This window comes from Halococcus sediminicola, assembly GCF_000755245.1.
Lineage (GTDB): Archaea > Halobacteriota > Halobacteria > Halobacteriales > Halococcaceae > Halococcus > Halococcus sediminicola.
Window position 1 is genome coordinate 43943 of sequence record NZ_BBMP01000006.1, and the last position, 21675, is coordinate 65617.

At 49.7% G+C, this 21675-nt stretch carries 29 protein-coding genes; 26 read left to right on the plus strand and 3 right to left on the minus strand.

Annotated features, from left to right (window positions below):
* The first annotated feature begins 69 nt into the window (after nucleotides 1-69).
* The 8 genes from ACP97_RS03120 to ACP97_RS03150 all read left to right on the plus strand — a co-directional run bounded on the left by ACP97_RS03120 (nucleotide 70) and on the right by ACP97_RS03150 (nucleotide 3835).
* The gene (locus tag ACP97_RS03120; RefSeq protein ID WP_049996589.1) at nucleotides 70-288 is read left to right on the plus strand and encodes a histone; all 219 of its coding nucleotides are present in this window, start codon (nucleotides 70-72) and stop codon (nucleotides 286-288) included.
* Between the two features lie 990 nt (nucleotides 289-1278).
* Nucleotides 1279-1434, plus strand: a complete 156-nt coding sequence (locus ACP97_RS19695) for a hypothetical protein (RefSeq protein WP_154019928.1) — start codon at nucleotides 1279-1281, stop codon at nucleotides 1432-1434.
* Nucleotides 1435-1440: 6 nt separating this feature from the next.
* Nucleotides 1441-1869 carry a hypothetical protein gene (locus ACP97_RS03125; protein ID WP_049996385.1) on the plus strand — a complete coding sequence of 143 codons (429 nt, stop codon included), beginning with the start codon at nucleotides 1441-1443 and terminating at the stop codon, nucleotides 1867-1869.
* A complete protein-coding gene (locus ACP97_RS03130) occupies nucleotides 1866-2078 on the plus strand; it encodes a hypothetical protein (protein WP_049996386.1) in 213 nt (70 codons plus the stop codon). Before ACP97_RS03125 ends, ACP97_RS03130 begins: the two co-directional genes overlap by 4 nt.
* Nucleotides 2079-2084: 6 nt before the next feature.
* On the plus strand, nucleotides 2085-2432 hold the full coding sequence (locus ACP97_RS19700) for a hypothetical protein (RefSeq protein ID WP_154019929.1): 348 nt from the start codon (nucleotides 2085-2087) through the stop codon (nucleotides 2430-2432).
* A gap of 73 nt (nucleotides 2433-2505) precedes the next feature.
* Nucleotides 2506-2694 carry a hypothetical protein gene (locus tag ACP97_RS03135; RefSeq protein ID WP_154019930.1) on the plus strand — a complete coding sequence of 63 codons (189 nt, stop codon included), beginning with the start codon at nucleotides 2506-2508 and terminating at the stop codon, nucleotides 2692-2694.
* Nucleotides 2691-3059 carry a hypothetical protein gene (locus ACP97_RS03140; RefSeq protein ID WP_154019931.1) on the plus strand — a complete coding sequence of 123 codons (369 nt, stop codon included), beginning with the start codon at nucleotides 2691-2693 and terminating at the stop codon, nucleotides 3057-3059. Before ACP97_RS03135 ends, ACP97_RS03140 begins: the two co-directional genes overlap by 4 nt.
* 344 nt (nucleotides 3060-3403) lie before the next feature.
* Complete coding sequence (locus tag ACP97_RS03150; RefSeq protein ID WP_049996390.1) at nucleotides 3404-3835, plus strand: hypothetical protein; 432 nt, start codon at nucleotides 3404-3406, stop codon at nucleotides 3833-3835.
* A gap of 841 nt (nucleotides 3836-4676) precedes the next feature.
* Here the strand turns inward: ACP97_RS03150 and ACP97_RS03155 are convergent.
* Nucleotides 4677-5246, minus strand: coding sequence for a hypothetical protein (locus ACP97_RS03155; protein ID WP_049996391.1), 570 nt, complete (start codon nucleotides 5244-5246; stop codon nucleotides 4677-4679).
* A 117-nt stretch (nucleotides 5247-5363) separates the two neighbouring features.
* On the opposite strand from ACP97_RS03155, the gene ACP97_RS03160 reads away from it, so the two are divergent.
* The 3 genes from ACP97_RS03160 to ACP97_RS03170 are packed head-to-tail and all read left to right on the plus strand — an operon-like array spanning nucleotide 5364 to nucleotide 7253.
* On the plus strand, nucleotides 5364-5693 hold the full coding sequence (locus ACP97_RS03160; RefSeq protein WP_049996392.1) for a hypothetical protein: 330 nt from the start codon (nucleotides 5364-5366) through the stop codon (nucleotides 5691-5693).
* A gap of 54 nt (nucleotides 5694-5747) precedes the next feature.
* Nucleotides 5748-6806 carry a hypothetical protein gene (locus tag ACP97_RS03165; protein WP_049996393.1) on the plus strand — a complete coding sequence of 353 codons (1059 nt, stop codon included), beginning with the start codon at nucleotides 5748-5750 and terminating at the stop codon, nucleotides 6804-6806.
* A 9-nt stretch (nucleotides 6807-6815) separates the two neighbouring features.
* The gene (locus ACP97_RS03170) at nucleotides 6816-7253 is read left to right on the plus strand and encodes a hypothetical protein (RefSeq protein ID WP_049996394.1); all 438 of its coding nucleotides are present in this window, start codon (nucleotides 6816-6818) and stop codon (nucleotides 7251-7253) included.
* Nucleotides 7254-7386: 133 nt separating this feature from the next.
* Here ACP97_RS03170 and ACP97_RS03175 read toward each other — a convergent pair whose 3' ends face one another.
* The gene (locus tag ACP97_RS03175; RefSeq protein ID WP_049996395.1) at nucleotides 7387-7767 is read right to left on the minus strand and encodes a hypothetical protein; all 381 of its coding nucleotides are present in this window, start codon (nucleotides 7765-7767) and stop codon (nucleotides 7387-7389) included.
* A gap of 63 nt (nucleotides 7768-7830) precedes the next feature.
* Between ACP97_RS03175 and ACP97_RS19705 the strand changes: the two genes are divergently transcribed.
* The 13 genes from ACP97_RS19705 (at nucleotide 7831) to ACP97_RS03225 (ending at nucleotide 18381) form a co-directional block, all read left to right on the plus strand.
* Entirely contained in the window at nucleotides 7831-7968 is a 138-nt protein-coding gene (locus ACP97_RS19705) for a hypothetical protein (RefSeq protein WP_154019932.1), read from the plus strand.
* Nucleotides 7969-8059: 91 nt separating this feature from the next.
* Nucleotides 8060-8344 carry a hypothetical protein gene (locus ACP97_RS03180; RefSeq protein WP_154019933.1) on the plus strand — a complete coding sequence of 95 codons (285 nt, stop codon included), beginning with the start codon at nucleotides 8060-8062 and terminating at the stop codon, nucleotides 8342-8344.
* Nucleotides 8341-8613 (plus strand): hypothetical protein, encoded by a 273-nt coding sequence (locus tag ACP97_RS03185; protein WP_049996397.1) that lies wholly within the window; start codon nucleotides 8341-8343, stop codon nucleotides 8611-8613. Before ACP97_RS03180 ends, ACP97_RS03185 begins: the two co-directional genes overlap by 4 nt.
* Complete coding sequence (locus ACP97_RS19710) at nucleotides 8613-8843, plus strand: hypothetical protein (protein WP_154019934.1); 231 nt, start codon at nucleotides 8613-8615, stop codon at nucleotides 8841-8843. The genes ACP97_RS03185 and ACP97_RS19710 overlap by 1 nt, the downstream gene beginning before the upstream one ends.
* Nucleotides 8844-8860: 17 nt before the next feature.
* Nucleotides 8861-10588 (plus strand): helicase HerA domain-containing protein, encoded by a 1728-nt coding sequence (locus ACP97_RS03190; RefSeq protein ID WP_049996398.1) that lies wholly within the window; start codon nucleotides 8861-8863, stop codon nucleotides 10586-10588.
* A 231-nt stretch (nucleotides 10589-10819) separates the two neighbouring features.
* Complete coding sequence (locus ACP97_RS19715) at nucleotides 10820-11170, plus strand: hypothetical protein (protein ID WP_154019935.1); 351 nt, start codon at nucleotides 10820-10822, stop codon at nucleotides 11168-11170.
* Nucleotides 11171-11497, plus strand: coding sequence for a DNA replication complex subunit Gins51 (locus ACP97_RS03195; RefSeq protein ID WP_049996399.1), 327 nt, complete (start codon nucleotides 11171-11173; stop codon nucleotides 11495-11497).
* 732 nt (nucleotides 11498-12229) lie between these two features.
* The gene (locus tag ACP97_RS03200; protein ID WP_049996400.1) at nucleotides 12230-12601 is read left to right on the plus strand and encodes a hypothetical protein; all 372 of its coding nucleotides are present in this window, start codon (nucleotides 12230-12232) and stop codon (nucleotides 12599-12601) included.
* Nucleotides 12602-12671: 70 nt separating this feature from the next.
* On the plus strand, nucleotides 12672-14648 hold the full coding sequence (locus ACP97_RS03205) for a HEPN domain-containing protein (RefSeq protein ID WP_049996401.1): 1977 nt from the start codon (nucleotides 12672-12674) through the stop codon (nucleotides 14646-14648).
* Nucleotides 14649-14831: 183 nt separating this feature from the next.
* Complete coding sequence (locus tag ACP97_RS03210; protein WP_154019936.1) at nucleotides 14832-15263, plus strand: hypothetical protein; 432 nt, start codon at nucleotides 14832-14834, stop codon at nucleotides 15261-15263.
* Nucleotides 15260-16510: a hypothetical protein gene (locus ACP97_RS03215; RefSeq protein WP_049996403.1), complete on the plus strand. Its 1251-nt coding sequence runs from the start codon at nucleotides 15260-15262 to the stop codon at nucleotides 16508-16510. Before ACP97_RS03210 ends, ACP97_RS03215 begins: the two co-directional genes overlap by 4 nt.
* Nucleotides 16507-17982 (plus strand): hypothetical protein, encoded by a 1476-nt coding sequence (locus ACP97_RS03220; RefSeq protein ID WP_049996404.1) that lies wholly within the window; start codon nucleotides 16507-16509, stop codon nucleotides 17980-17982. The genes ACP97_RS03215 and ACP97_RS03220 overlap by 4 nt, the downstream gene beginning before the upstream one ends.
* 141 nt (nucleotides 17983-18123) lie before the next feature.
* Complete coding sequence (locus ACP97_RS03225) at nucleotides 18124-18381, plus strand: UPF0058 family protein (protein ID WP_049996405.1); 258 nt, start codon at nucleotides 18124-18126, stop codon at nucleotides 18379-18381.
* A 3-nt stretch (nucleotides 18382-18384) separates the two neighbouring features.
* On the opposite strand, the gene ACP97_RS03230 is transcribed toward ACP97_RS03225, so the two are convergent.
* Nucleotides 18385-19266: a hypothetical protein gene (locus tag ACP97_RS03230; protein WP_049996406.1), complete on the minus strand. Its 882-nt coding sequence runs from the start codon at nucleotides 19264-19266 to the stop codon at nucleotides 18385-18387.
* 271 nt (nucleotides 19267-19537) lie between these two features.
* On the opposite strand from ACP97_RS03230, the gene ACP97_RS19720 reads away from it, so the two are divergent.
* The gene (locus ACP97_RS19720) at nucleotides 19538-21130 is read left to right on the plus strand and encodes a hypothetical protein (protein WP_154019937.1); all 1593 of its coding nucleotides are present in this window, start codon (nucleotides 19538-19540) and stop codon (nucleotides 21128-21130) included.
* Nucleotides 21127-21669, plus strand: coding sequence for a hypothetical protein (locus ACP97_RS03240; protein ID WP_049996408.1), 543 nt, complete (start codon nucleotides 21127-21129; stop codon nucleotides 21667-21669). Before ACP97_RS19720 ends, ACP97_RS03240 begins: the two co-directional genes overlap by 4 nt.
* Nucleotides 21670-21675 lie beyond the last annotated feature (6 nt).

Sequence of the window (21675 nt, forward strand, 5' to 3'; positions counted from 1 at the left end):
GAGCTGGGATGGATCTCAACTATTCTCTCCAATACCAATATAAATGTCATTTTCGCATTGTTTCTCATAATGACTAATGACACTGAATTCTCTACGGCTCGCGGCCGCAAACTGCTAAAATCAGAGACGAACAAGCGGGTGACTGAGGAAGCCGCTGACAAGAACGCTAAGTTGATGCAGGAGTATGGCACTGAGATCGCGGAACGGGCTATTGAGATTGCGGAGCATGCTGGTCGGAAGACGGTTCGCGGCGGCGATGTAAAGGAAGCTGTCCGGCAGCTACGCTAAGTCTGTTGGCGATACTGCATCAGTCGGAGCTCGTCATTGTAACTGTCCCACGCAGGAGCTTTGATTGTACCTCGTTCTTCGGCTGGTGCGGCGTCAAATTGGCCCTGGACACTGGCCTAAAACTGTCCGTTTCGCCGGATATGGTGATGGGATATGCGAAAGTCGGCCCATCTATGAGCCTACGTCCGGTGACGTGAGGTCTTCAAGGGTGATCTCTACGCCCGTCCTCGGCTATGACGTGAAACTGGCCGGTTTGCGCTGTTGGTCCAGCGGTCAACGATACTGGGTGCTAACCGAGCATGTGGCAATACAGGTGTAACTCCTGAGCCCGCAAGTCCAGAAATGGAGCAGTAGGTGGCTATAGCTGCAAAGACCCGGTGACCCGCGTTCGAATCGCGGACGGCGCATTAGCTGGATATGGTTTCCTGTTCAGGAAATCGATCAGGTGGGCTTTGTACCGGCCTTCTGACGTGGCCTACGTCCGGCGACATGCCCTATCAGGCATCTATATCTCTGTGAGTTTTGGAGGCTGGTAGCTCACTCCAAGAAAAAACCGGCCTTTTGCGGCCTTAGTTTAGCACTCGTGTAGGTCAGGAGTAGCCAGCTAATTACTGGTGAAGGCTGATAGAGAAGGCGATACTAACGTGGTGTTGCTGTGAGCGTATAACGCCCTAAGAGTAACCTCGGTTCGAATCCGAGAGGCCGCTGTTTCCAGCCAGTTAATGGTTCAGCAGCTGCGGTGGGGAAACCCGTAAACTCCGCGGAGATCCCGTTAGCGTCGTTCCCTCTGTCTGGCTGGTTTGCCCTGTTAGCTCAATGGGAGAGCGCACGCGGAAAGTCCGCGACATGACGTCAATCTGGAGCCGGAGGACACGTGTAATTGCGTGATAAACGGTCTGCAAGGATCAATGCGGTGCAGTCGTGTGATGCGTGGAGCGGTTTGTAGCCGTACTATGCTGGGTTCGAGTCCCAGACAGGGCTCTCGATACGATGAAGAATGGACACGAGTTTGACGTCGGCGTAGTCGCGTTCTGCAGCGAAACCGACAAAGAAGAGGCTGAATCTAAAATCAAGGAGGCACTGGAGGATCTGAGCGATCCGGATGTAGAAGTCATGACTGCCGAGATCGTTGAGCACCGAGGCTGATGCTGGATGAGCCATCAGTGTCCAAGCTGCGAAGAGTACGCACTGCTGCACGATGAGGATGAGAAGTACCGTTGCCATGAGTGCGGTGAGATAGTCCAGACCCCAGCAGCCCAGAAGTCGAAGTACGTCTCTATTCTTCAGGTTCCGTCCCGAGACCACGAGATCACTGTGGTGTTAGGCTATCAGGTTGAGGCGCGTCAGAAGTTCCGTGATGACCGGTTTGAGGGTAAGCCTGGTGACTTCGAGGACTATCCCGTGCATGTCCGCGAGACTGTGATTGAGTTGCCGGAAGTGATGGATGGCGATGAGCTGCGTGAGTGGGCTTGGGTTGACGGCGAAGAACGTGAGAAGCTTGCTGAGCCGGTCCGTGAGGTCGCAGAGAAGTACGGTGTTGAGCCTGGGTTGAAGAATAACTCGGAGGCCGATACCCAGTGAGGCGTTGTGAGGAGTGTGGCGGCTTCATTGAGAGTGGGAAGGAGGCTGTCCGGATCACGTATGGGAAGAAGCGGAACGCGCTGTTCGGGGATTTCGATGGGTCTCTAACTGCGTGGTTCCATTTGCAGTGCTTGGTGGATATTGAGCGTATTGAGGTTGGTGAGGATGATCCGGGGAAGCGTTTCAAGCGGATCTTGGAGGAGGCCTGATACTCAGTGAAGGAGAATCTGGTTTTAGCTGGTTTACTCATTGCTGTTGTTGCGGTCTCTGGCTGCACTTCAACCACCTATACGATTGATGAAAGTGATCTGGAAAATAGTATACGTGAGATCAATGGCACGGATTTTGATAAGACCTGTTTTAAGCAGGGTTACAATACAGCTTATCGTCTTAGATGCACGGATTCTGCGTACTTCCAAGAGAGGGAGTACACCTGGATTCGCTGTAGTGAAGGTGAGATGGTTCAGTGGCCGGAAGCTGTCGATCAAATTTGCTCAGTATCTGAGTATGACGGTGATCTTCCCATGAAGCAGAAGGGTGGTGATTCGGATCGATCTGGATGAGCTGATAGTCAAATCCCTGGCTACACTGGTTGGATTGGCAGTTTTAGGAACTCTATCGCTGCTGTCTGTGGTTATGACTGATATCGTAGTTACCCCGGAGATAGTCAACGTACTGTTTGTGTATGGGTTTCTCGCGGCATTGGCAGGTGTGTTTGTGTACTCCTGCTATCGGGTTGGCATGGTTGTGCTCTATATTGTGCTTGTAGCAGCCAAAGATAATGAAGAGAATGAAGCAGCAGGAGGTGATTCCGTATCGAATTGAGGACTGATCGGGTTCTGGGCGATATCTTGATCGTTTCTCTGGTGTTGGTGGTGCTGTCGATCCCGTTCCTGTACGGGTTCCACACTGCCGATATCGAGATGTATCCGATGTACAACGACACAGACGGCGATGACGAGTATGATACGATTGTCGGGCTGTCTCCTGCTGATTGTTTTGAGCAGTATGACCGGTTTGAGAACCCTGAGCTGCTTTGTCCGAAGCAGGAGAGGTTTCAGCGGATTGATCACGGCGTATTTATGGCAGCTATTGGCGGCGGTATCGCTGTAGCTGTGTTTGGGTTCGGAATGGTGCTGGCCGGTTTGTTCACCCGCTATCTAATACCAGAGGAGGCGGATGAGCAGTGAATCATGGTTTCAGGTTTGTCCTGGTTCTGCTGCTAATATTCGCTGTTGCTGGTGAGCCGTGGCTGTATCCGACAGAGGTCACGCACTGGGAGCAGCGGGAGACACCACTGAGGTTTCATGACTCGCTCCAAGAGGACGATAGGTTGCTCTGCACCGATGATGTGCTTCATATGAAGACGCCGAGGTATGTTGAGACGGAGTATTCAGGAATCACTCGATACGGTTATAATCACCATCTCATTTCTGCGAACGGTTCCGGTACGTGTTTCGTTAAAATCCGTAGTACGAGGACTCAGCTCCGGTGGTACAACCACATGGTGTTGAGTTGGTAGAGGCGTCTTCTGATGTTTGACGACGGGGAGACGAATCTGGATGATGTCATCAGCCATGCGCTTGATCAGGGTTACACAGTTGAGATCGAGAAGGCGGAGGATCACGGCTATCGCGTTGTTGTGGACGGCGTAGCGATAACGAGGAGTGAGCGATCAAGCCGTGACACTGGATTGCCGCACGAGATCTTCTCTGAGCGTATACGTGAGTCCGTTCCTGACGAGGTTCGGGATCTGATTACGCGGTTGAAGCGGCAGTTTGTGGCGGAGTACAGTGAGGAGATCGTGGAGTCGGAGAGCAGTCCGTGGTTTGTCCGTGAGCTGAGCCGCCAAGGATTGTTGAGCTACGAGCTCCGTGACTGGGTTGATTTCGATGATCCGAAGGCTGTGAAGGCTGCACTGGTGAAAGCTGATTTAGATGACCAGATGGAGGCGGGTTTTGGTTGACTCGTATTCCTGAGTCCGGTACGTATGAGTTGGTGAAGGAGAGGCAGGAGTCTCGGTTTTGGGAGCTGCCGGAGGGTGCGATTGTCTTGAAGGCGTCTCTCGGGTATAGCGGGAGTTCTGCGCTCGTGTATCTGAAGCCGGTCGGGGGTGAGGATCAGTGATTTCTGGTGTTGAGGTGTTGATCGTGTTGTGGTTGCTTCAGGCGGTTGCCTTGGGGGCTCTAACGTACAGCCATCATCGGCATGTGTCGGATGAGCGCCGGCATCGCAGTACTGAACCCTAATTTTCGGTGCAGCGAAGACCTATTAGGGTAGAAAGGAATTAACAGCACCAATGCTGGCTCATATTCTGCAGGCGGGCTCTAATCCGAGCGAAGGCGTTGTATTAGGTATACTTCAAGCTATTCTTACTAGCATCCCTTTTTGGATCGGAGCTGCTGAATTACTCCCAAGAGATAGAAATTTACCCTGGTATTTTTACATGGTTTTCTACTCGTCTTACCTGCTTCTTATATTCGCTTTCGCGTTCACCGTACAGGAGCTGTGGAACATCACCTCTATAGGGTCCTCGCTGCAACTCAGTTTCCTAATTCTCAATATTATCCTATGTGTCGTAGGCCTCGTCATTGGTTTAATACTAGCAAAAGGGCTGAAACGAGGACGCATGCAAGAGTTCGCTCCTTGGGGCCTACTTTCAGTAACTTCATTCACTCTTGCAATCACTACTCATATCACCTTCTCTGGAAGCTTTCCATCTTGGGCATACAGTATCGGTAGTGGAGTCGTGTCAGTTCTATTTTTTGTACTTCCTATAATTGGAGCTCTGGTGCGGAAAAACTGAGCTAATCATCGTCTGAATCAATAACTTGTTCTCTGATCGTCCTCTCGCCGGTGATTCTTTCAGCCCGTTCTACTGTCCCTTCGAGATCGTCAATTTGCTGTCTGACAACTTCTTCATCTACCTCCTCGTCCACTAACCAATCATACAGATATCCTGAAATTATTGTTGCTGCTGTTATTAGTCCAAATCCGGCGAGGAGCATCAGTCCAGTGGGACTGTTCTTCGATATCCGTTTTATTGTCAGCGGCTCTTGATGACTTCGTCTTATGGTATAGTAGTTTCTTTTCAGCATTATCTCGCGTAGAAACCCTGTTTTAGCCATTGTCGAGATTATTGAGTCTATGTCCTCTCCGGTCACTTCTTCATTAAGTAGGCCATTTTCAAACTCTTGTACTTCTTCAATTAAAATTTCTTGATCGACCCCAACTATGAAGCCATTCTGAGCACTCTGAAGCGCGTGATAGACGATTTGTAGGTTTTGTGAATAACGATTGAACAGATCGAAAGAATCAGATTCGTCCTTAATCTGGATTTCTACTACTACATTTTCTGATGGATCGTCAATCGACATGATCTACAAGTCTCTTTCCACGAATGATAGCATTTTGGGTCGGTTATAAGACTGAGAAACAGAGGCACTGCAGAACATCGGTTACGGGTTTAAAGCTGGTTTCCCGGCTGGTTTTCCATGGTACGTGTCTGTGAGCACAAGTTCGAGTACGAGGACCCAAACCACGAGGGCTACAGCATGACGGAGGTTGACTTGTTCCCGGCTGTCGGCGGCAGAGGTGAGGCGTACAGTCTACGCCGTAACCTGGAGTTCGATGAGGTATACGAGATCTTCGATTACCTGCATGAGGAGCCGTACAGCAACGAGGCAGTTGCGTGGTGGGGGAACATGGATGGTATCATCGAGAAGGCGAACGAGCTGGAGGAGGCGGCGACAGGTAGCGGCAGTTTCGAGTACAGCCATTCTCCGGGATTGTATGAGGGCTGTCCGGACGGATGGGAGTACTGAAGTATCGGGTAACTGTAGAAAATTTTTTGCTGTTATAGTTTGTGAGTTGTTAACATGGCGAAGCGCGAGACGCCATCCGAAGGTATTGGCGCGGAAATACCGGAGCCGCCGGAACGTGATGAACCGCTGAATGAGGCTGATTTTGAGGAGGCGGAGCGTCCGGAGAAGGCCGGTGATGTACTGGATTTCGGTGACGGTGATGTTTTGATGGCTAAGGATTTTGTGCCGCGGTTCTTCCGTTCTGATCCGCTGTATATGCAGCTGGAGGCGATTAACGCCTTGTTCGAGCAGAAAGAGTTTGAGGGTGTGCTGTACTACGATACTTTTGATGGTCCGTCTTTGATTGATGCGGATACCGAGTTTCCTGAGGATTGGTGTGCAGCTCTGTGGTTCGAGGATGGTATGGAGGATGTAGATGAGAGCTCGGAGTTGGTGGGTGAGGACTGGGAGTTGGATGAGCTGCATACTTTGCCGCACGTGGATCTGTTTGCTTTGGGTTTTACTGAGGAGGGGATGCGTGAGGCCGGTGAGCTGTTGATGGAGTTTGAGAATTTCACGTTGAAGATTTTGGTGCCGCATCGTGAGTCTACTGTTGCGGATCGTCCGGAGGAGAAGCAGCTGAGTTCGCAGGACAACATGGATGAGGTGTTGGAGCGTTTCCCTGAGAAACAGGAGCAGCTGGATTTTGAGGTTGAGTTCTGGACGGATTTGTTGTCGAGCGGCCAGTTTAACAAGGAGCTACGTGCTTTGAATACTATTCTGCGTTGGGAGGATCGAAAGATGGAGGCGCATGTACGCGGTGATTTTGTGAGATCAGATATGTTGGAGGGTGTAGAGCCTGATTTTGTGGTTCTGGATTTTGATGTTAAGGGTGAAGATCCGCAGGAAGTGTTTGACCGGAGGCCGTTTTCACGGTTTGAGATTGGTAGTGGGGTCTTGTATCAGATCCCGGAGTTCCATCGGGTGGAGCTAGATGCCGGTGATTCTTCGGAGCGGTCGGAGCCGTTGGAAGAGGTTGAGATAGATGTTGGGTTAAGTCATTTGGACCTGTTTTATCCGGTTGTTGACCAGTTTTTGGAGCGTGAGGAACGAGGTTTGGGAACGAGGGAGTGATCCATGGGGATGAGTTATTTTGACGATCTGGACCCGGACGATACGGATTTCGCTGATTTTGATAGAACCAAGTACTGTTTGAACTCTGAAGATGTGCCATATCCTGCGAGTGTCGACGGGTTCTTCGAAGATATGGATCGGATGGTTAAGGTTCAGTTGGCGGAAGAGTCGATTATAGACTTCCATTTTGATGGCCATGTTGACGAAGACGAGCAACTGGTGTTTTATGCAGATGTAGGGGCTATCGAGGTGGCGCAGGAGATCGGGGAGTACAGTGCTGGAAATGCGCGGTCGGGGTACTACTGGCTTGACGATGGTACTGCTCTAAAGTTTGATAAGCAGTACAGCGAGTCGTTACCTGCCAGTTTTGAGGATTGTGATGAGTTGAAGAACATTGATCTGGAGATCCCGCCTTTCGAGGCGGTGAAAGAAGATATTCTTCCTTGAAGATCGGTGGTGTGACAATGTATCATGATTCTCTGTGGTACCCTGCCCGAATTGAAGGAGTCCTTGCTTGATGGGAAAGGAGATACCGACATTCCTGCTTGAGAATTATCCAGATCAGAGTGCTGAGTCCTGATCAGATGGGTTCTATGTCTTTGAACCCGATCATGTTTATCGTGTATTCCCCGTCTCCGGGTACTCCTTTGAAGTATTCTCGGGCTTCTATGGGTGCGTAGCTGTTGTCGCCGACCATTGGTCGTTCGGTTTTGATTACGTATTCTCCGTGTGTGTCGTCGTGGTCTGGTACTTTTAGGAATATCTCTTTTTTCGTCACGATGCCGTCTACGTCGTGTCCTTTCTGATGATCGAGCCGACGCTTGGTTACCAATCTCACCGTGGTTTGGAGCGGGGATTGGTGTGCTACACCGTTCACATCAACAGCGTTTTCGGAAAAGTGTATCTTAACTTGATCGCCCATTTCGAGATCATCGAGCTTGTCGAAGGTATCATCGGCCATGTTTGCTTGTAGCGGGGTTGAGAGGCGATTAGCTTTATAAATTGTTGTGAGATATTGTAAGTTATGAGTGACGATAGTTGGACAACAATAGGCGTACCTCAATCAGTGAAGGAGCGGGTTGATGAGTTGAAGCCGAAGGGGTTGCCGCCGTATTATTTCCTTGAAAATCTGATGGATGAGTATGAGGCGGGTAGTCAGTGAGTCAGGCGCACGCAGAGGCGTATGGCGAATCCTTTGAGGAGTTCGTTGAACGTCAGCTCGACGGTGATAGTCTGTGAAAAGGATGGTATTGATGCTTCTTGCTGCGGTTGTCGCGGTCTCTGGATGTACTGGAGGCAGTAGCGTCGATGCCCCGGCGGAGAAGCGGGTTGTGGAGGTCAATGGTTCGACACAGTGCTGGAGTTATATTGAGTCGACCGGCTTTCTGTTCACTGATGATGTGAACAAGACGGTGTGTTTCACGCCTGAGCAGGTGGTTATTGTGGATTATTCGTCCGGGCCGACCACTCTGGGTCAGGGTAGTTTCCAGGTTCTCGGCACTACTTCGGTTCGTCAAAACAGCGGTGATAGCCAATGAGCGAGAAGATTGAGGGCGAGATGAAGGACCAGTTGATTGCTCATCTACAGCAGCATACAATCGAGAGAGATCGCGTTGCGCAGCTCTATGCGAACCTTGCGGTTGAGAATACGATGCATCCCGGCTCTGGAGCGACTATTGTCTGCCACAAGTGTGGAGGCCAATATCTGCCAGATAGACACGAACTCGTTGAGGCGTTCGGCTATATTTACCACGAACGCTGTGTTCCAACTGAGAATAACAACAACGAGACTGAGGATGATAGCTGATGGGAGCTTACGATATACCTGAAGACGTTGAGATAGATACCGATACAACTGTAAGCGGAGAGATAGAGGACGGTATCGGCTATGTCTGCACAATCTGCAACACATTCCTCTATGCTCCGAGCGAGAGAAAAATCCAAGAGCAATTTATTCGACACTGGCGACAAGATCACAGAGGCGGATTAGACTACAAATCTGCTTATGTTGAAAATGGCGAGGTAAAGAAGCTGTAGAGGCGGAAACTGATATTATGACAGATGATGAGAAGACGATTCAAATAACAGAAGACGATTTACAAATTCCATTAGTCAAAATCTTGACTGGCAGAGGGTTCATCACAGGAAAATCTGGCAGCGGAAAGAGTAACACTGCAGGGAAGATCTGTGAAGAAATCCTTGACGAAGGCTACCCATTGCTGGTGATCGACACCGAAGGCGAGTACTACGGCCTCAAAGAGGAATACGAAGTACTGCACGTCGGAGCCGACGACGAATGTGATCTGCAGGTCGGACCTGAACACGCAGAGAAGATAGCCTACCTCGCACTTGATCAGAAGGTTCCGATCATCCTCGATGTGTCTGGCTACGTCAAAAGTGGTGAAGTCGACCAGCTGGTTCACGATACGGTGAAAGCTCTGTTTGACAAGGAAAAGAAGCTGAAGATGCCTTTCCCTGTCTTGGTGGAGGAGGCTCACGAGTGGATTCCACAGCAAGGAAGCCGTGGCGACGATGGTGAAGTTACAGAGATGCTGATCCGAGTAGGGAAGAGAGGTCGAAAACGAGGGCTCGGACTATGTGCTCTGTCCCAGAGACCGCAGAGCGTTGATAAGGACTACATTACGCAATGTGACTACCGTATCTGGCACAAATTAGACTGGGAGACGGAGCTGAATGTCGTGAAAAGAGTTCTCGGCTCGGAATACACTACAGGAGTCAGCAACCTGGTACCAGGACAGGCGTTTATCGAAGCCGATTTCATTGAATTCGACCACGAAAATGAGAAGGCAAAGAAGGTCAATTTCCTGCGGAAGAAGACGTTCGATGCCGGTGCTACACCTGACCTCGAAGATTTCGAGCGACCAGAACTAAAATCGGTATCTTCGGATCTTGTCGATGAGCTCCAAGAGATTAGCGAGCAGAAACAACGTGAACAGGATAGGATTGCCCATCTCGAACAGCAACTCGAAGACAAGGAAGAAGAGATCACCGATCTGGAAGAGGACCTTGACCGGGCTCAGGACATGAGCGATATGGCCCAGCAATTCACTCAAGCAATGGCATCCGGTGGCAGTCCAGAGGTGCAGGAGAAAGTTGATGAGATCCGTGAGGAGAAGAACGAACGTATCCGAGAACTTGAATCCGAGAGAGACGACTTAGAGAGCGAGTTGTCGAATGTCCGTGAGAGCCGCCAGGAACTCCAGCAGCGTGTTGAGAACTTGGAGGAATATGAGCAGGCGGTTCAGCACATGGATGAGCTAAGAGAAGGTGTGAGACGGATGTCTGAGGCTCTTGGTCTGGATGCTGCAGGTAGCGATGATCAGCTCAAGAAGAAGCTCCAAGGTAAGAACGACCGTATCAGTGAATTAGAGTCTAAGATATCTCAGCTTGAGAAGCAAGGCTACAGTCTTGATGAAGAGTTTGAGGGTAAGATGGATTTCCTGAAACATGAAGCAGTCCGTGACGAGATCTCGAAGGCTTCTGGGAAGATGCAGACTAATGAGGAGCATACTTGGGATGTTCTCTCTGTATTGGTTGATCAGGATAAGGTAGAGCTCGACGATATTACGCCGTTTACTGATGTTTCTCGAAGCAGTGTGTCGAAGATTCTGTCGAAGCTACAGAACCACAGTATCGTGAAGAAGAACAGAGAGAGCAGAGACACCTATTTCTCACTGAATACGGATGGCATGAAGGATATTGTTCAAACCCGGAAGAAGCGTTCAGAGATGAACGAACTCAAAAACCAGGTAAAGTCGTAGAGGTGCTGAAATAGTGACGGAGAAGGCGATGCATATCTGCAGCAGCAGTCATACTCCTGACGCGGAGGAAAAGTCGTGTGTGGACTGCGGTCGGACAATTTACTCTACGAATTCTGGTTTCGATACTGGGAATGGTGAGTGGAGTGCTGATCTGAGTGAGGCGGCTGATGAACGGATCTTTGTCTGTCCTAAGTGCGGGATGAGAAGAGCGCAGAGTAGAGGTGTTGCAGGGTGACCGATTCAACTACTAATTCGGTAGATAATGGTAGTAATTCCGTAGGTCTGGAGCCAGCGGCCTATATTGCGAGATTCAATCATAAAACGGACTCTGCCCACACTCAGAAACCTCACTGGGTTTCTGATAGTAGAGTAGAACCGTGTTTTGCGGCCAGCGGTATCGAGGGCTGGTTCGAAGATCTGCTTTTGGCGGTTGAGAAAGCAGTCAATGAGGCTGAGGTTGAGGATCATGCGTGGGCGTTCAAGGTGGCGATGGTTGAGTTGAGACGCAGGGATTTCGAGGATCTTCAAAATCCGGTGGAAGCCGCAGAAGAGGTTGTTCAAAGCTTGGAGGTCGATGACTGAATGACTGAATATGTGAGAGTCCGTTTTTGCGGCAGCTACCCTGGGATTGTAGGAACAGACTCAGTGAAATATGGTCCTTTCGAGGATGGCGATACAGCTGAAATGCCTGAGGACAGTGCCGAGGTTTTGATAGCCAGAGGCAACGCAGAAAAAGTCGAGGAAACAAGTGATGACAATTTCGACTTTAGAAGTGCGACAGGGATCGCGCCGGACGTGGAAGTTGTGGAATGGGTAGAAGACACTGACCCAAAGCAGCCGAAGAAAATCCGGTTGTATCACAACGGTACTGATTACGGGGTTTTCGTAAAGGAGAGTGATGAGCGCTGACGCATCTCAGGAGAAGTAATCACCCGGAACCAGATATGATAGCAGGATTCACACTGGGATTCGCTCCAGCACACTATTTCATAAGTACGGAAGTAGCTGTTGCGCTCGGTATTGCAGGACTGTTCGCAGCCCTAAGTCTACACGGTTACATTTATACAGGCGAGAACGAGAAAGCTGATGACGAATCTACATAGTGATGGAATCGGTTTGACACCCTTCTCTTCCGGTGGTTTTAATGCTGTTTTGTCCTCGTACTGAATCACAGGATGGCGCATCATTCTATCTGACGTGACGTCCTGTGAGGTGGCGAAGTCTCACACGCTCCTTCGCCATTTCTGACGGTTGTTCGACGGTTAGCCTCGGCTCAGTATGTTCGTGCTATTGCATTCTGGGCATTGAGTCATTGTGCCGAGTGGTGGTGCGTCGACCTTGTTCCATTCGTCGCTACCGGCGGGTGCTTCGAATCCGCATTTCAGGCAGCGTGATGGCAGCTCTGTGGAGCTAGTTCGGGACACAGCGATTCCCTGGTTTCGGGAGATCTCCCAGTGCTTCGGTTTCGGACTCTGGATCGTCGTCAATCAGGAGAGTTCCTTGCGCCATAGTAGCACACAACATTCGGTGGTGATGTAAAGATTTCTCCTGTTTCAGGTCCAGGAGATGGAGAGGAACACAACCTGTTTTATAAGCGTTGTTCTGGATGAGTTATAAAAAAGTTGTTGTATCTGTCTATACATGGCGTCTCCCACAGACAGCCCTGACTACGACCTCGAACACCTCAAAGAGCAGGGACTGGCCCAGAAAGTCAAGAACGTCGACACCGGCGAACAATACTACCGGCTGCGCCCAGACGCCATCCAGAAACACAAGCACCTGATCCAGCACGACGACCAGGTAGCGATGGCAATCTTCGGCCTCTACCTCAACACCGCTAAACAGGAAACAGAGAAGGAGATTCCGGAGATACTGCACGAGGCCGGATTGATCTACCGGGATACCTGTAGCCGGAACCTGTTCCGACTGATCGATGACTCGGAGATCAACCAAAGCTGGGATAAGATTGTTGACCAGCTTAGCGAAGAATACATCGCCCAGTACGACCCCTGATGTAGCTCAATCTATCAGACCTCGTTGAAACAAACCCATCGCTTATACGCTAATATCTTGACTCATAACTATGGCACGGAAACGTCATTGGACGAACCGCACTGAGTCAGACCATCTTGCTGACTTCGCTAATCTCTGGCTTGAGATCTATGATGAGAATGAGCTCTACAACAATGAACGCCTTCAGATGTTGTCCCTTCTTTCGAAGCTGCAGTACCAGATAGGAGAGGATGATCTTGAGGGGATTTCATCGGCATTCACCACACTCAATTCATCTGTTTCCGATATTGAGTCCAGTGTTTTAGAAGATGTACTGGAACCAGTTAAAGAACTCAATATCAACTCTGATGAATTCGATTCACAAAGAGATGAGACTATAGATAAGCTGAAGGAGTTTACAGAGGATCGTTCAACGATAGAAAAAGTATTTGAAGAAAAGGATATCGACGCGAATCCGCACTCATTTAGTCAACGGCTTGAATCTGCTGTCAAACGCACAGCACTAGAAGATGCGGAATCGAAATTGGATATAGATGGTGTTGAGACGCTGATTAACGACTTGCAGAGACAATTGACCTCTACTTCGGTCAAGACAGAGTACCGTAATGAACTCATAGATAATTTAGAAAAACATCTTCTTGAGGAAGATATACTGTCCCAGAATAGTCTGAGAACCAATATTCAGTTTCTATTCACAGAACTTGGGGAGAGGGGATGGCCGAGAGACTGTATAGAAATGGTGATAAAGGCATTTTGGATTGGAGAATATGATTCTGCAGAAGATCGCATCGCTGTTTATACTAATAGAGTTCGGGATATCGATACAGAAACGACAGTTTATATCCCATTACTAGACTTTCCGAGCGAGTTGTCAGGGATTAGTTTTGCTGATGTATTAATAGAGGAACGAAATGCTGACCCGATCAAGTTTGACGAGCGGTTTAATCCAGACTTTGAGAGACTTGAGGAAGATATTAAAGATGTAGACATGTTCGCAAAAACGACGGTGACAGGGGACCTCAATCAATTAGCTCGTTTACGAGCAACTGAAAATCTTGAGAATGTGTTTGATGCATTAAACTTTGGCGAGAAGTATCCTCTTCAAACACCAGTCAAAAACGAGATAATGCGGTTCTACGCCGAAGATGACGACACTACTATTCACTTACTACATGGAAAGGCAGACCTTGGCTTCCTCGATATAGCGTCGCCCGAACAAGCTTTCGAGAAACTTGACCGTTTTGAAGACTTATTCGACCGAAATAGAGATTCGGAGTTGGAGAGAGCGATAAAAAATGCTATGCGTTGGCACAGATATGCAATTGAAAGCAACTACCCCTCAGACAAGTTTCTAAAGTTTGTAGTGGCGCTAGAATCAGTTTTGGTACCGGAAGAAGGACCAGGTAAAACGCCGAGCATAAAGGAAAGGGGTGTAAAATTGCTGGGAGTTCTAGGACCGTACCAAGACGAATACAGACAATTTTTTGATGAGATGTATTCAGTACGAAGTGAAATAGCTCATAGTGCAGAGTACCGGTTATCGAAAGTTGATTTAGATTTAGAAAAGATAAGGAATTACAGTGCCCGTATCCTCGGTGCAGTTAGCGAGTATATTGACTCCTGTGACAATATTGAGGAAGTACTTGGTGAGTTGGAGTTAGATAATCAAGAACTTCGGGATGAACGCATCTCGGATGCTCCTGTTGATCTTGGTGAGTCATTCACTGTAGATGCAGATCTCAGACAGTATGATCCAGACAAAGATAAGACAGTGTCAGTTGGAGAGGTACAGCTGCAGGGTATTTTCAAGGACGATGGCTATTTCGTTTACTACAACGCCGATGCTCTGGATTTCGAGAGGGAAACTGAGGACGATATCATCATGAATACGGTACATGATTTAGTATTTGAATACGACGGTGAGATATTTGAGGCGAAGGATATCTCGTTTGTCGATGGTTTTGTCAGTGATTTGGATTGGGCGACTGAGGAGAGTCCTGTTAGCATTCGGTTTTATGATTTGGATGTGATTTCAGGAGGTGAGTAGTGAGCATGTAGACAGGATGGATGTGGAATCCTGTTAGTTCCACTGGAAGCGGAGGGGTTGCCGTGAAAATCGCTGTACAGCTTTGGACTTCAGGTTTTAGCCGAAATAATCTGTTTTTCCTCCTTGTTTTAAATGTGCTCTAGCACAAGTATTCCTCAACCAATGACATCAATACGACAAAAGATGTCCAAGCGGTTGGATGGCGCAGGAATGCCGTCGACAAACTATCTGATTACGTCGATTGCAGGGTTTTTCTTCCTTGCGTCCACTCTCAGCATGCTTGGACAGGCAAATCTAAGCGCATTAGGCGTATCTTTATCTGAATTTTTAGGTTCAACCTGGTTTTCGTTGGGACCGCTCCCGATCATGTGGGGATCAGCTGTTTCGATCTTTGCACTGGCGGCGGTCTACATCGGCAGTGACCAGGACTTCAAGGATTACACCAGTCACCAGAGCGTGGCCGGTATCGGCACGTTGCTGATTGTACTTGCACTGACGATCAGCCCTGATCTGGTTACTTACCTTGGTAACAGTGCAGCACGTTCAGGGCTTGTTGTGCTCCTCCTCGCTGTAGGATGGGCTTCAGCGGTCCAGTACGGAGGTGGCAATCAGTGAGAGCGACAAAGGCTCTCACCGCCTCTTTTCTTTTAGCAGCTTTGCTGGTGGCAGCGACAGGAACAGCAGCCGCCGCGGAGACACAGCAAGTTGAGGACTTCGAAGATGGAGCAGGCATATTCTCAGGGATAGGAGCAGACACCACCTCGAACTACAGCTATGCAGGGACGTACTCCTACTACCTCGGGAACAACAATGTTTCCAACGTCTATGGGAACCACTACTACAGTGACACGCTCAATCTAGAGAGCGGGCAGATGGTTTCTGGCTGGTTCAAGCCGTCGAACATCGGTGCAACACTTGAATACGGTCTTCATCTTAGAAATAGCTCTTACAGCAGCCAGCTCTATGCGGAGATCGCCTCAGATAACGGCAATCTCACGTTCAACGTAGAAACACCGCAGACAGGATCGGAGCAGTACGTCTGTGATCTGGCGGATAACTCAAACTGGCGTAAGATCGAGCTCAGGAAACAGAACTCTACACACTATGAAACACGGGTAACGGATAGCTCTGGAAGCATCCAGTGTCACCCGAGTTTCAACGTAGAGGAGACGTTTGACGAACTGAGAGTCAGCGCCAGTAACGCTGAATCATACACTGCTTACATCGACAACGTAGCTTACAATTACGAGAGTACGACCAGCGACAACACAACCAGTGACAACAGCACGGACAACACTACGGACGACACGACTGAGTACAATATCACCAAGCTTCGTGACGTCCCCGGTGAGCAGAGCTTCACATACCTGAACAGCGGTGACTCAGCGAATATCAGTATCGAGAACGACACAGTAACCGCAGACAGTGACAACGCCGCATTTCTGACACGGCAGATTCGAGCGGACAAGTACGACCGGATCGAACTCGACACATCCGGCTCGGTCACAGTCGAAGTGCTTGACGCCCAGAACGACTCTGAGAATGAGTCCGTGTTGAAGACTGAGACGGTCTCCGGAATGGCCACAGTCAACATTTCAGATGTGAACACGACCGGTATCCAGGTCCGGATGACACTGGATAACGGCACCGAGATCACTGATTTCAAGCTGTACGGCGACACATTCAGCGGTGGCTTGTTCGGCGGAGGGAACCTGATCACAGGCAACTTCTTCGGCAACATCCCGGTTGTCGGCAACTTCCTGTCCGGACTGACAGCAGGTGTCAACAACGTCATCTCCGGCATCCTCAACATCCCTATGCAGATGTTTGAGGGGATCATGGAGGTGATACCGTCTCTATGAGAAGTAGAGGGGCGAAAGCCCTCTCAGTCCTTCTTATTCTTGGTTTGACGATGGGATTCGCTGGTTCTGCCGCAGCGTTCAGCTGGGAGAGTTTTGGAGACGAACTCTGTAAATACCAGTTTACTATAGCACTTGCACCCTACTGTGCTCAGGAACTTGAATCAGAGATAAGCAGCACGCAGCCCAACGAGGTCCAGTTCGACATTTACACGAACTGGGTGGTGAACCACGACCTCCGAGAACAGGACGTGAAAGAGCAGAGAAGCTACCTGAATCAGAGCCTGCCAATGGCGATGGCCAAAGCTAAATTGACGATAATTGAGGCCCGGAACAACGGTACTATACAGGGAGACGCGCAGAAAATGGCTTTAGACGAGATTGACCAGTTCTACACTGCACAGCAGATTTCCACGCTTGCACCACAGCAACGAGAAGTAGTAGCTATCAATAAGACGCTTAATACGATCAATACGACGGATGGGCTATCTACAGCTGACGTATTCCAGAACTATAATTCAGGCTCGTGTAGCGGTATCGGTCTGGAAGGCGGTGCAACCTTTGAGAAAGTGAATTACACGCTCTACAACGGCACCACCCGGCAATACACAGAGATGAGAGCCAACGATTATGGCTGTGGTTCAGGCAATCCTGTGGTTGCTAGTCCGTACACAGACAGACAACCGGTTTATATCGACCGTGTGAAGATTGTAAGCGGGTCAGGCGACAGTGTGAAGGCTATGAATCCGTCTGACTATAGAGATACGCTTAAGAAAATCGATAGCAGCCGTACAATCGCCCGGAACAACGTCATCAACATCACCGACCACTACTACAACAACTACCAAGAAGGCGAGATCAACGTCCCTGATGAGCTTGGGCCGTTGGAGACAGCGATTGCAGCTTCCACGAACTACGAGACGACCGGAGCCTATCAGTACTTGGCATTGACCAAGGTCCAATCTGGGTACGCACACAACTCCTCGTATGCGTTCCAGGTCCAGTGGAACAATCAGACGGCTTGGGGGCAGCTGTTTGTTACCAGAGGAACCTTCAACAACACTCTGGAGGTCAACAAGACCTACAACGCATCTGGTGAAACGGTGATCTTCGTTCACAACATGGAGAACGGGAAAGCTGAGGAAACCCAGTTAGAAGGCGAGTTCACGATCCTGAATATGCGGAACACGCAGACAGGTGACTCGATCAACTCGACCAGTTTGCAGGTCACTGAGTTCTACACGGACGGTGTGCAGGACATGCTGAAGCAGATAGAGAATGCACGGAATGTGCATCAGAAGGCCACCGAGTGTTCAAGCTGTGGCGGTATCGTCGGGCCGACCGGCAGCTGGCTCGCCGACTTCTTCAACAGCATATTCCCAGACTTACCAGAGATCTCCGGGAAGGTAGCAGGGACAATCGGTGTAGTCGGAGCATTGCTGCTGATCGTTATGGGAGCGGTGATCTTCGGATGAAGGTGATGCAGAAGTGAGGGTGAAGAGGCCGACATTCCTCTTCCTCTACTTCATCCCACTCATCTCCGCCGGGTGAAACACCCAACTTTTCTTTTTCTATTTCCAAAGATTTCTTTGTCCGCAGAACGTAGCTCTGACACAATGAGAAAAGATGAATCCCTCCAGATTCACGCATTGCTCCGTGCCCTGAAACAGCACGTAGAGCACGAGCACGGGATCAGTGAGGAAGCATTCGACGAGTACGAAGAACTGGATGTGAAGCCGGAGCACGTCTACAAGAACAAAGGCAAGCACCAGGAGGCAGTTATGCTGCTATCCAAGAAGATCGCTGACGAGCTCGCCAAGGAAGGCAGCTACAGCCCAGACGAAGAAGAGGAACGGGAACCAATTCCAGCGTAGTGATCAGGGATTACTATCTTCGTCAAACGCATCCGGTAGAACGTAGTCGTTAAAGATCGTGTAGAGTTCCAGTAACGAACTTCTGAGGATATGGATGTCTTGGTCCAGTGATTTTCCGCGATGAGCTATGTTATTGCGGACCTGGTAGTAATAGTGAATTGCCTGCTCTGGGTCGATAGTCGACAGTTCTTTGGTTTCTTCGGGTTTGTGTGTTTTCCGGATGATAGCACCGTCTCGATGTTCTAAGACGTCTTCAAGTCCTTCTCTGAAACCATCTTCCTCTATAGCCATCCTTTTTCGTTCATGATAGCTATTGGCTCCAAACCCGTACCTAAGTGTCACATACCGTTCTATTACAGTCCAAAGAAGAAGGTACGCCATCTGTAACTCGAAATATGAGCTGAAGTCGTTGTCTTCAGCCCGTGTGTGCTGCTTTATTTTCTCCTCGACCACATCGAGTGCTTCGTTGAAGAATGGGTCGTTCTTTTCGCCATCCCAGTCTTGTATGGGACTTCCGGAGTGGTCTTCCAGTTTGTGGCCGCCGTTCTTAGGGTTGATACCGACTAAGATGTTCGCGTTGTACTCAGTGTCATCTGCCGTAGCAGTGGTTTGCGTACATCTGTACTGGTTGCCTGGTTCTATCTGCGTGATTTTCATGTACGCTCTTTCGGCGTCCTCTGGGTTGAACCAGAGTAATACTCCGTTGGTTCGTCCGTCTTTCTCTGTGTTCAGTAGAGGTATGCCATCTCTTTCGTAGAGTGGGTGGTCTACGCTGGCTGTTTTGGTGTCGTCAATGAAGTCCTCTAGTCTGAAATGGGCGATCTGGCCGGGTTTGAAGATGCCGTAGGTGAAGAAGGGGCGTTGGAGATTAGAGGGTCGATCCATTGTACCGATCTCATAACGGTGGATGGATGTCTAAAGCTTTGCTCCGGTTCGATTGAAACCGCTGGTGCGTCTTCTGTTCAGCTGGACTGGCAGTAGAGCCGTTCATTGTATTCGACCACATGTATTTTAAGACAGCTAATCAAACTATTCTTCATGTTGTCAACTAGTTTTAGATCGGTTAGAAGCGGCGTTGAAAACCCGGATTTGAGGGATGGAGGTGTGGCATGAGGTGCGAGCCAAACGTTTTGCAGCAGCTTTCCTTGTCCTCGGTTTGGTAGCGGCCTTCACCGGAACAGCACTTGCTTCAGAAACATATACGTACAATAACGTAACCGACCAGCAGGAAAGCACCCATCAAATATCACAGGGCTATCCAGAGGGGCAGGTCATTCAGATGAACTCTGATGCTATCTTAAAATCGGTCGATCTTTTTGACGCATCTGAGAATGGCTACAATATTCGAGTTCACAGTTACAATGACAACAATGACACTCTCGGCTCCAAATTAGCAGAAACTACTGCAGGGTCAGATAAAGCATACTTCGATGTGCTTCTGAAATCTGGCAAAAAATATGCGATAACTCAGAACGGTGGCGGCATGGGAGAAGCAAGCGGCTCATTCCCTCTAAGCTACGACTTAGTATCCATACAAAAGCCCTACAGCTATTCCGGATCTCATAGTGACAGCTACATTGCGTTCCATGCGCTGACGTTTGAACTTCCTAACACAAAACCCTCGATTATAGATACCGACTATGAGCCTCAGAACCCGCAGCAAAGCGACACAGTATATCTGAAAGCCAACGTCTCCGACCCAGACCAGAACCTGGACACAGTGACAGCGACAGTCACCGAATCAGGGAACACAGTTCTCAACAACGTGGAGATGACCCTGAACAACGGACTGTACGAAGCCTCATTCAACGTCACAAAGGAGAACAAGACCTACACAGTAACCTACACCGCCACAGACACCAAAGGCGCAACAGACACCACACAGGAGACAATCGCCGTCCCGCTCAACAACGACGACCCAGAACTCGGCAACCTGAGCAGGACACCAAAAGAACCGAAGATCTACGACTCACTCAGCTTCTCCGCTGACGCAACAGATAGTGACACCAACCTCGCCGGACTCAACTTCACACTAACACGGAACGGCAAAGAAGTGGTCCACCGCGAACTATCCGGCAGCGGAATCTACGACCTCAACGATATCGCAACTGCAGAACCCGGCAGCTACACAGCGAAATACGTCGCCTACGACGCCAAAGGCTCCACAGACACCAAGACACAATCATTCACGGTAGCCGACCCAACCACAGGCGTCAGCATCACACTCCGCGACGCACCCAGTACACAGAGCTTCAGCAGCATCCAGAGCAGCGACAGCACCAACATCACCGTCGAAAACGGGACTGTCAAAGAGGACGGGACGGACGCAACCTACATGACACAGCAGATCAACAGCGATCAGTTCGATCTGGCCGCAGTCCACATGTCCGGCACCGGAACGCTCGACGTCGAGAACCTGACCGGTAACGAAACCACAGCGATCACACAGAGCCTCGTGAGTGGAGCGAACACGGTCGACCTCTCCAGCCTCGACACCGAGAAAATCCGGCTCAAAGTCAAGCTGGACTCCGATTCAGGGATCACGGGCCTGCAGGTGTACGGAGAGGATTACAGCGGTGGCTGGTTCGGCGGTATTGTCGGACCGACCGGCGGCTTCCTATCGAATGTACCGGTCTTCGGCGAGTTCCTGAACGGAGTCGCCACAGGGATCAGCAACGCAGTGAACGCTGTGCTCTCAGTTCCGCAGCAGATGCTTGAAGGAATACTTGAGGTGTTACCGACCCTGTGAACACGGATGCGGTCAAAACCTTCTACCTCCTTCTCATCTTCATCTCCACCGTTTCTGTAACCTCTGCCGCCTCACCGTCTTCCCCTGATTCTACGAACCAGACCGGACCAGCAGGAAACCCGGTCGAACTCGAATGGAGAGACGGCACCCTGCTCTACCAGCCCAACTGGACCAGCAACGGAGCCACATTCACCTTCGAATCCAAGATACCGACATCACTAACAATAGTAGACATGAACAGTATCGGCGACAGTGGTAGCGGAGACGTCGCCACCAAAACAATACGACTGACGCCTAACGAGCAGAAAACCGTGCAGATGGATCTGAATAATGAAGCCGGTTCACTGGGCGTCACCATATCGAACGGAAAACAGATGAAATACACCTCAAACCCTCAAAAACCTCTCTTCGAACAGATCTTCCGATGGATGCTCTACGCACCAATGATAATCATGCCAATCGAGATCGCCGCAGGCACAATCGGAATTATCTGGGCACGGAAGAGAAACCTCAAGAAAAAACCAGTACAGGTAGTGTGAGAACCA

What these genes read in the sequence shown, in the direction of transcription:
- ACP97_RS03120 (WP_049996589.1), top strand. Translation starts at nt 70, where the DNA reads ATGACTAATGACACTGAATTCTCTACGGCTCGCGGCCGCAAACTGCTA.
- ACP97_RS19695 (WP_154019928.1), top strand. Translation starts at nt 1,279, where the DNA reads ATGAAGAATGGACACGAGTTTGACGTCGGCGTAGTCGCGTTCTGCAGC.
- ACP97_RS03125 (WP_049996385.1), top strand. Translation starts at nt 1,441, where the DNA reads ATGAGCCATCAGTGTCCAAGCTGCGAAGAGTACGCACTGCTGCACGAT.
- ACP97_RS03135 (WP_154019930.1), top strand. Translation starts at nt 2,506, where the DNA reads ATGACTGATATCGTAGTTACCCCGGAGATAGTCAACGTACTGTTTGTG.
- ACP97_RS03150 (WP_049996390.1), top strand. Translation starts at nt 3,404, where the DNA reads ATGTTTGACGACGGGGAGACGAATCTGGATGATGTCATCAGCCATGCG.
- ACP97_RS03155 (WP_049996391.1), bottom strand. Translation starts at nt 5,246, where the DNA reads ATGTCGATTGACGATCCATCAGAAAATGTAGTAGTAGAAATCCAGATT.
- ACP97_RS03160 (WP_049996392.1), top strand. Translation starts at nt 5,364, where the DNA reads ATGGTACGTGTCTGTGAGCACAAGTTCGAGTACGAGGACCCAAACCAC.
- ACP97_RS03165 (WP_049996393.1), top strand. Translation starts at nt 5,748, where the DNA reads ATGGCGAAGCGCGAGACGCCATCCGAAGGTATTGGCGCGGAAATACCG.
- ACP97_RS03170 (WP_049996394.1), top strand. Translation starts at nt 6,816, where the DNA reads ATGAGTTATTTTGACGATCTGGACCCGGACGATACGGATTTCGCTGAT.
- ACP97_RS03175 (WP_049996395.1), bottom strand. Translation starts at nt 7,767, where the DNA reads ATGGCCGATGATACCTTCGACAAGCTCGATGATCTCGAAATGGGCGAT.
- ACP97_RS19705 (WP_154019932.1), top strand. Translation starts at nt 7,831, where the DNA reads ATGAGTGACGATAGTTGGACAACAATAGGCGTACCTCAATCAGTGAAG.
- ACP97_RS03180 (WP_154019933.1), top strand. Translation starts at nt 8,060, where the DNA reads ATGCTTCTTGCTGCGGTTGTCGCGGTCTCTGGATGTACTGGAGGCAGT.
- ACP97_RS03185 (WP_049996397.1), top strand. Translation starts at nt 8,341, where the DNA reads ATGAGCGAGAAGATTGAGGGCGAGATGAAGGACCAGTTGATTGCTCAT.
- ACP97_RS19710 (WP_154019934.1), top strand. Translation starts at nt 8,613, where the DNA reads ATGGGAGCTTACGATATACCTGAAGACGTTGAGATAGATACCGATACA.
- ACP97_RS03190 (WP_049996398.1), top strand. Translation starts at nt 8,861, where the DNA reads ATGACAGATGATGAGAAGACGATTCAAATAACAGAAGACGATTTACAA.
- ACP97_RS03195 (WP_049996399.1), top strand. Translation starts at nt 11,171, where the DNA reads ATGACTGAATATGTGAGAGTCCGTTTTTGCGGCAGCTACCCTGGGATT.
- ACP97_RS03200 (WP_049996400.1), top strand. Translation starts at nt 12,230, where the DNA reads ATGGCGTCTCCCACAGACAGCCCTGACTACGACCTCGAACACCTCAAA.
- ACP97_RS03205 (WP_049996401.1), top strand. Translation starts at nt 12,672, where the DNA reads ATGGCACGGAAACGTCATTGGACGAACCGCACTGAGTCAGACCATCTT.
- ACP97_RS03210 (WP_154019936.1), top strand. Translation starts at nt 14,832, where the DNA reads ATGTCCAAGCGGTTGGATGGCGCAGGAATGCCGTCGACAAACTATCTG.
- ACP97_RS03220 (WP_049996404.1), top strand. Translation starts at nt 16,507, where the DNA reads ATGAGAAGTAGAGGGGCGAAAGCCCTCTCAGTCCTTCTTATTCTTGGT.
- ACP97_RS03225 (WP_049996405.1), top strand. Translation starts at nt 18,124, where the DNA reads ATGAGAAAAGATGAATCCCTCCAGATTCACGCATTGCTCCGTGCCCTG.
- ACP97_RS03230 (WP_049996406.1), bottom strand. Translation starts at nt 19,266, where the DNA reads ATGGATCGACCCTCTAATCTCCAACGCCCCTTCTTCACCTACGGCATC.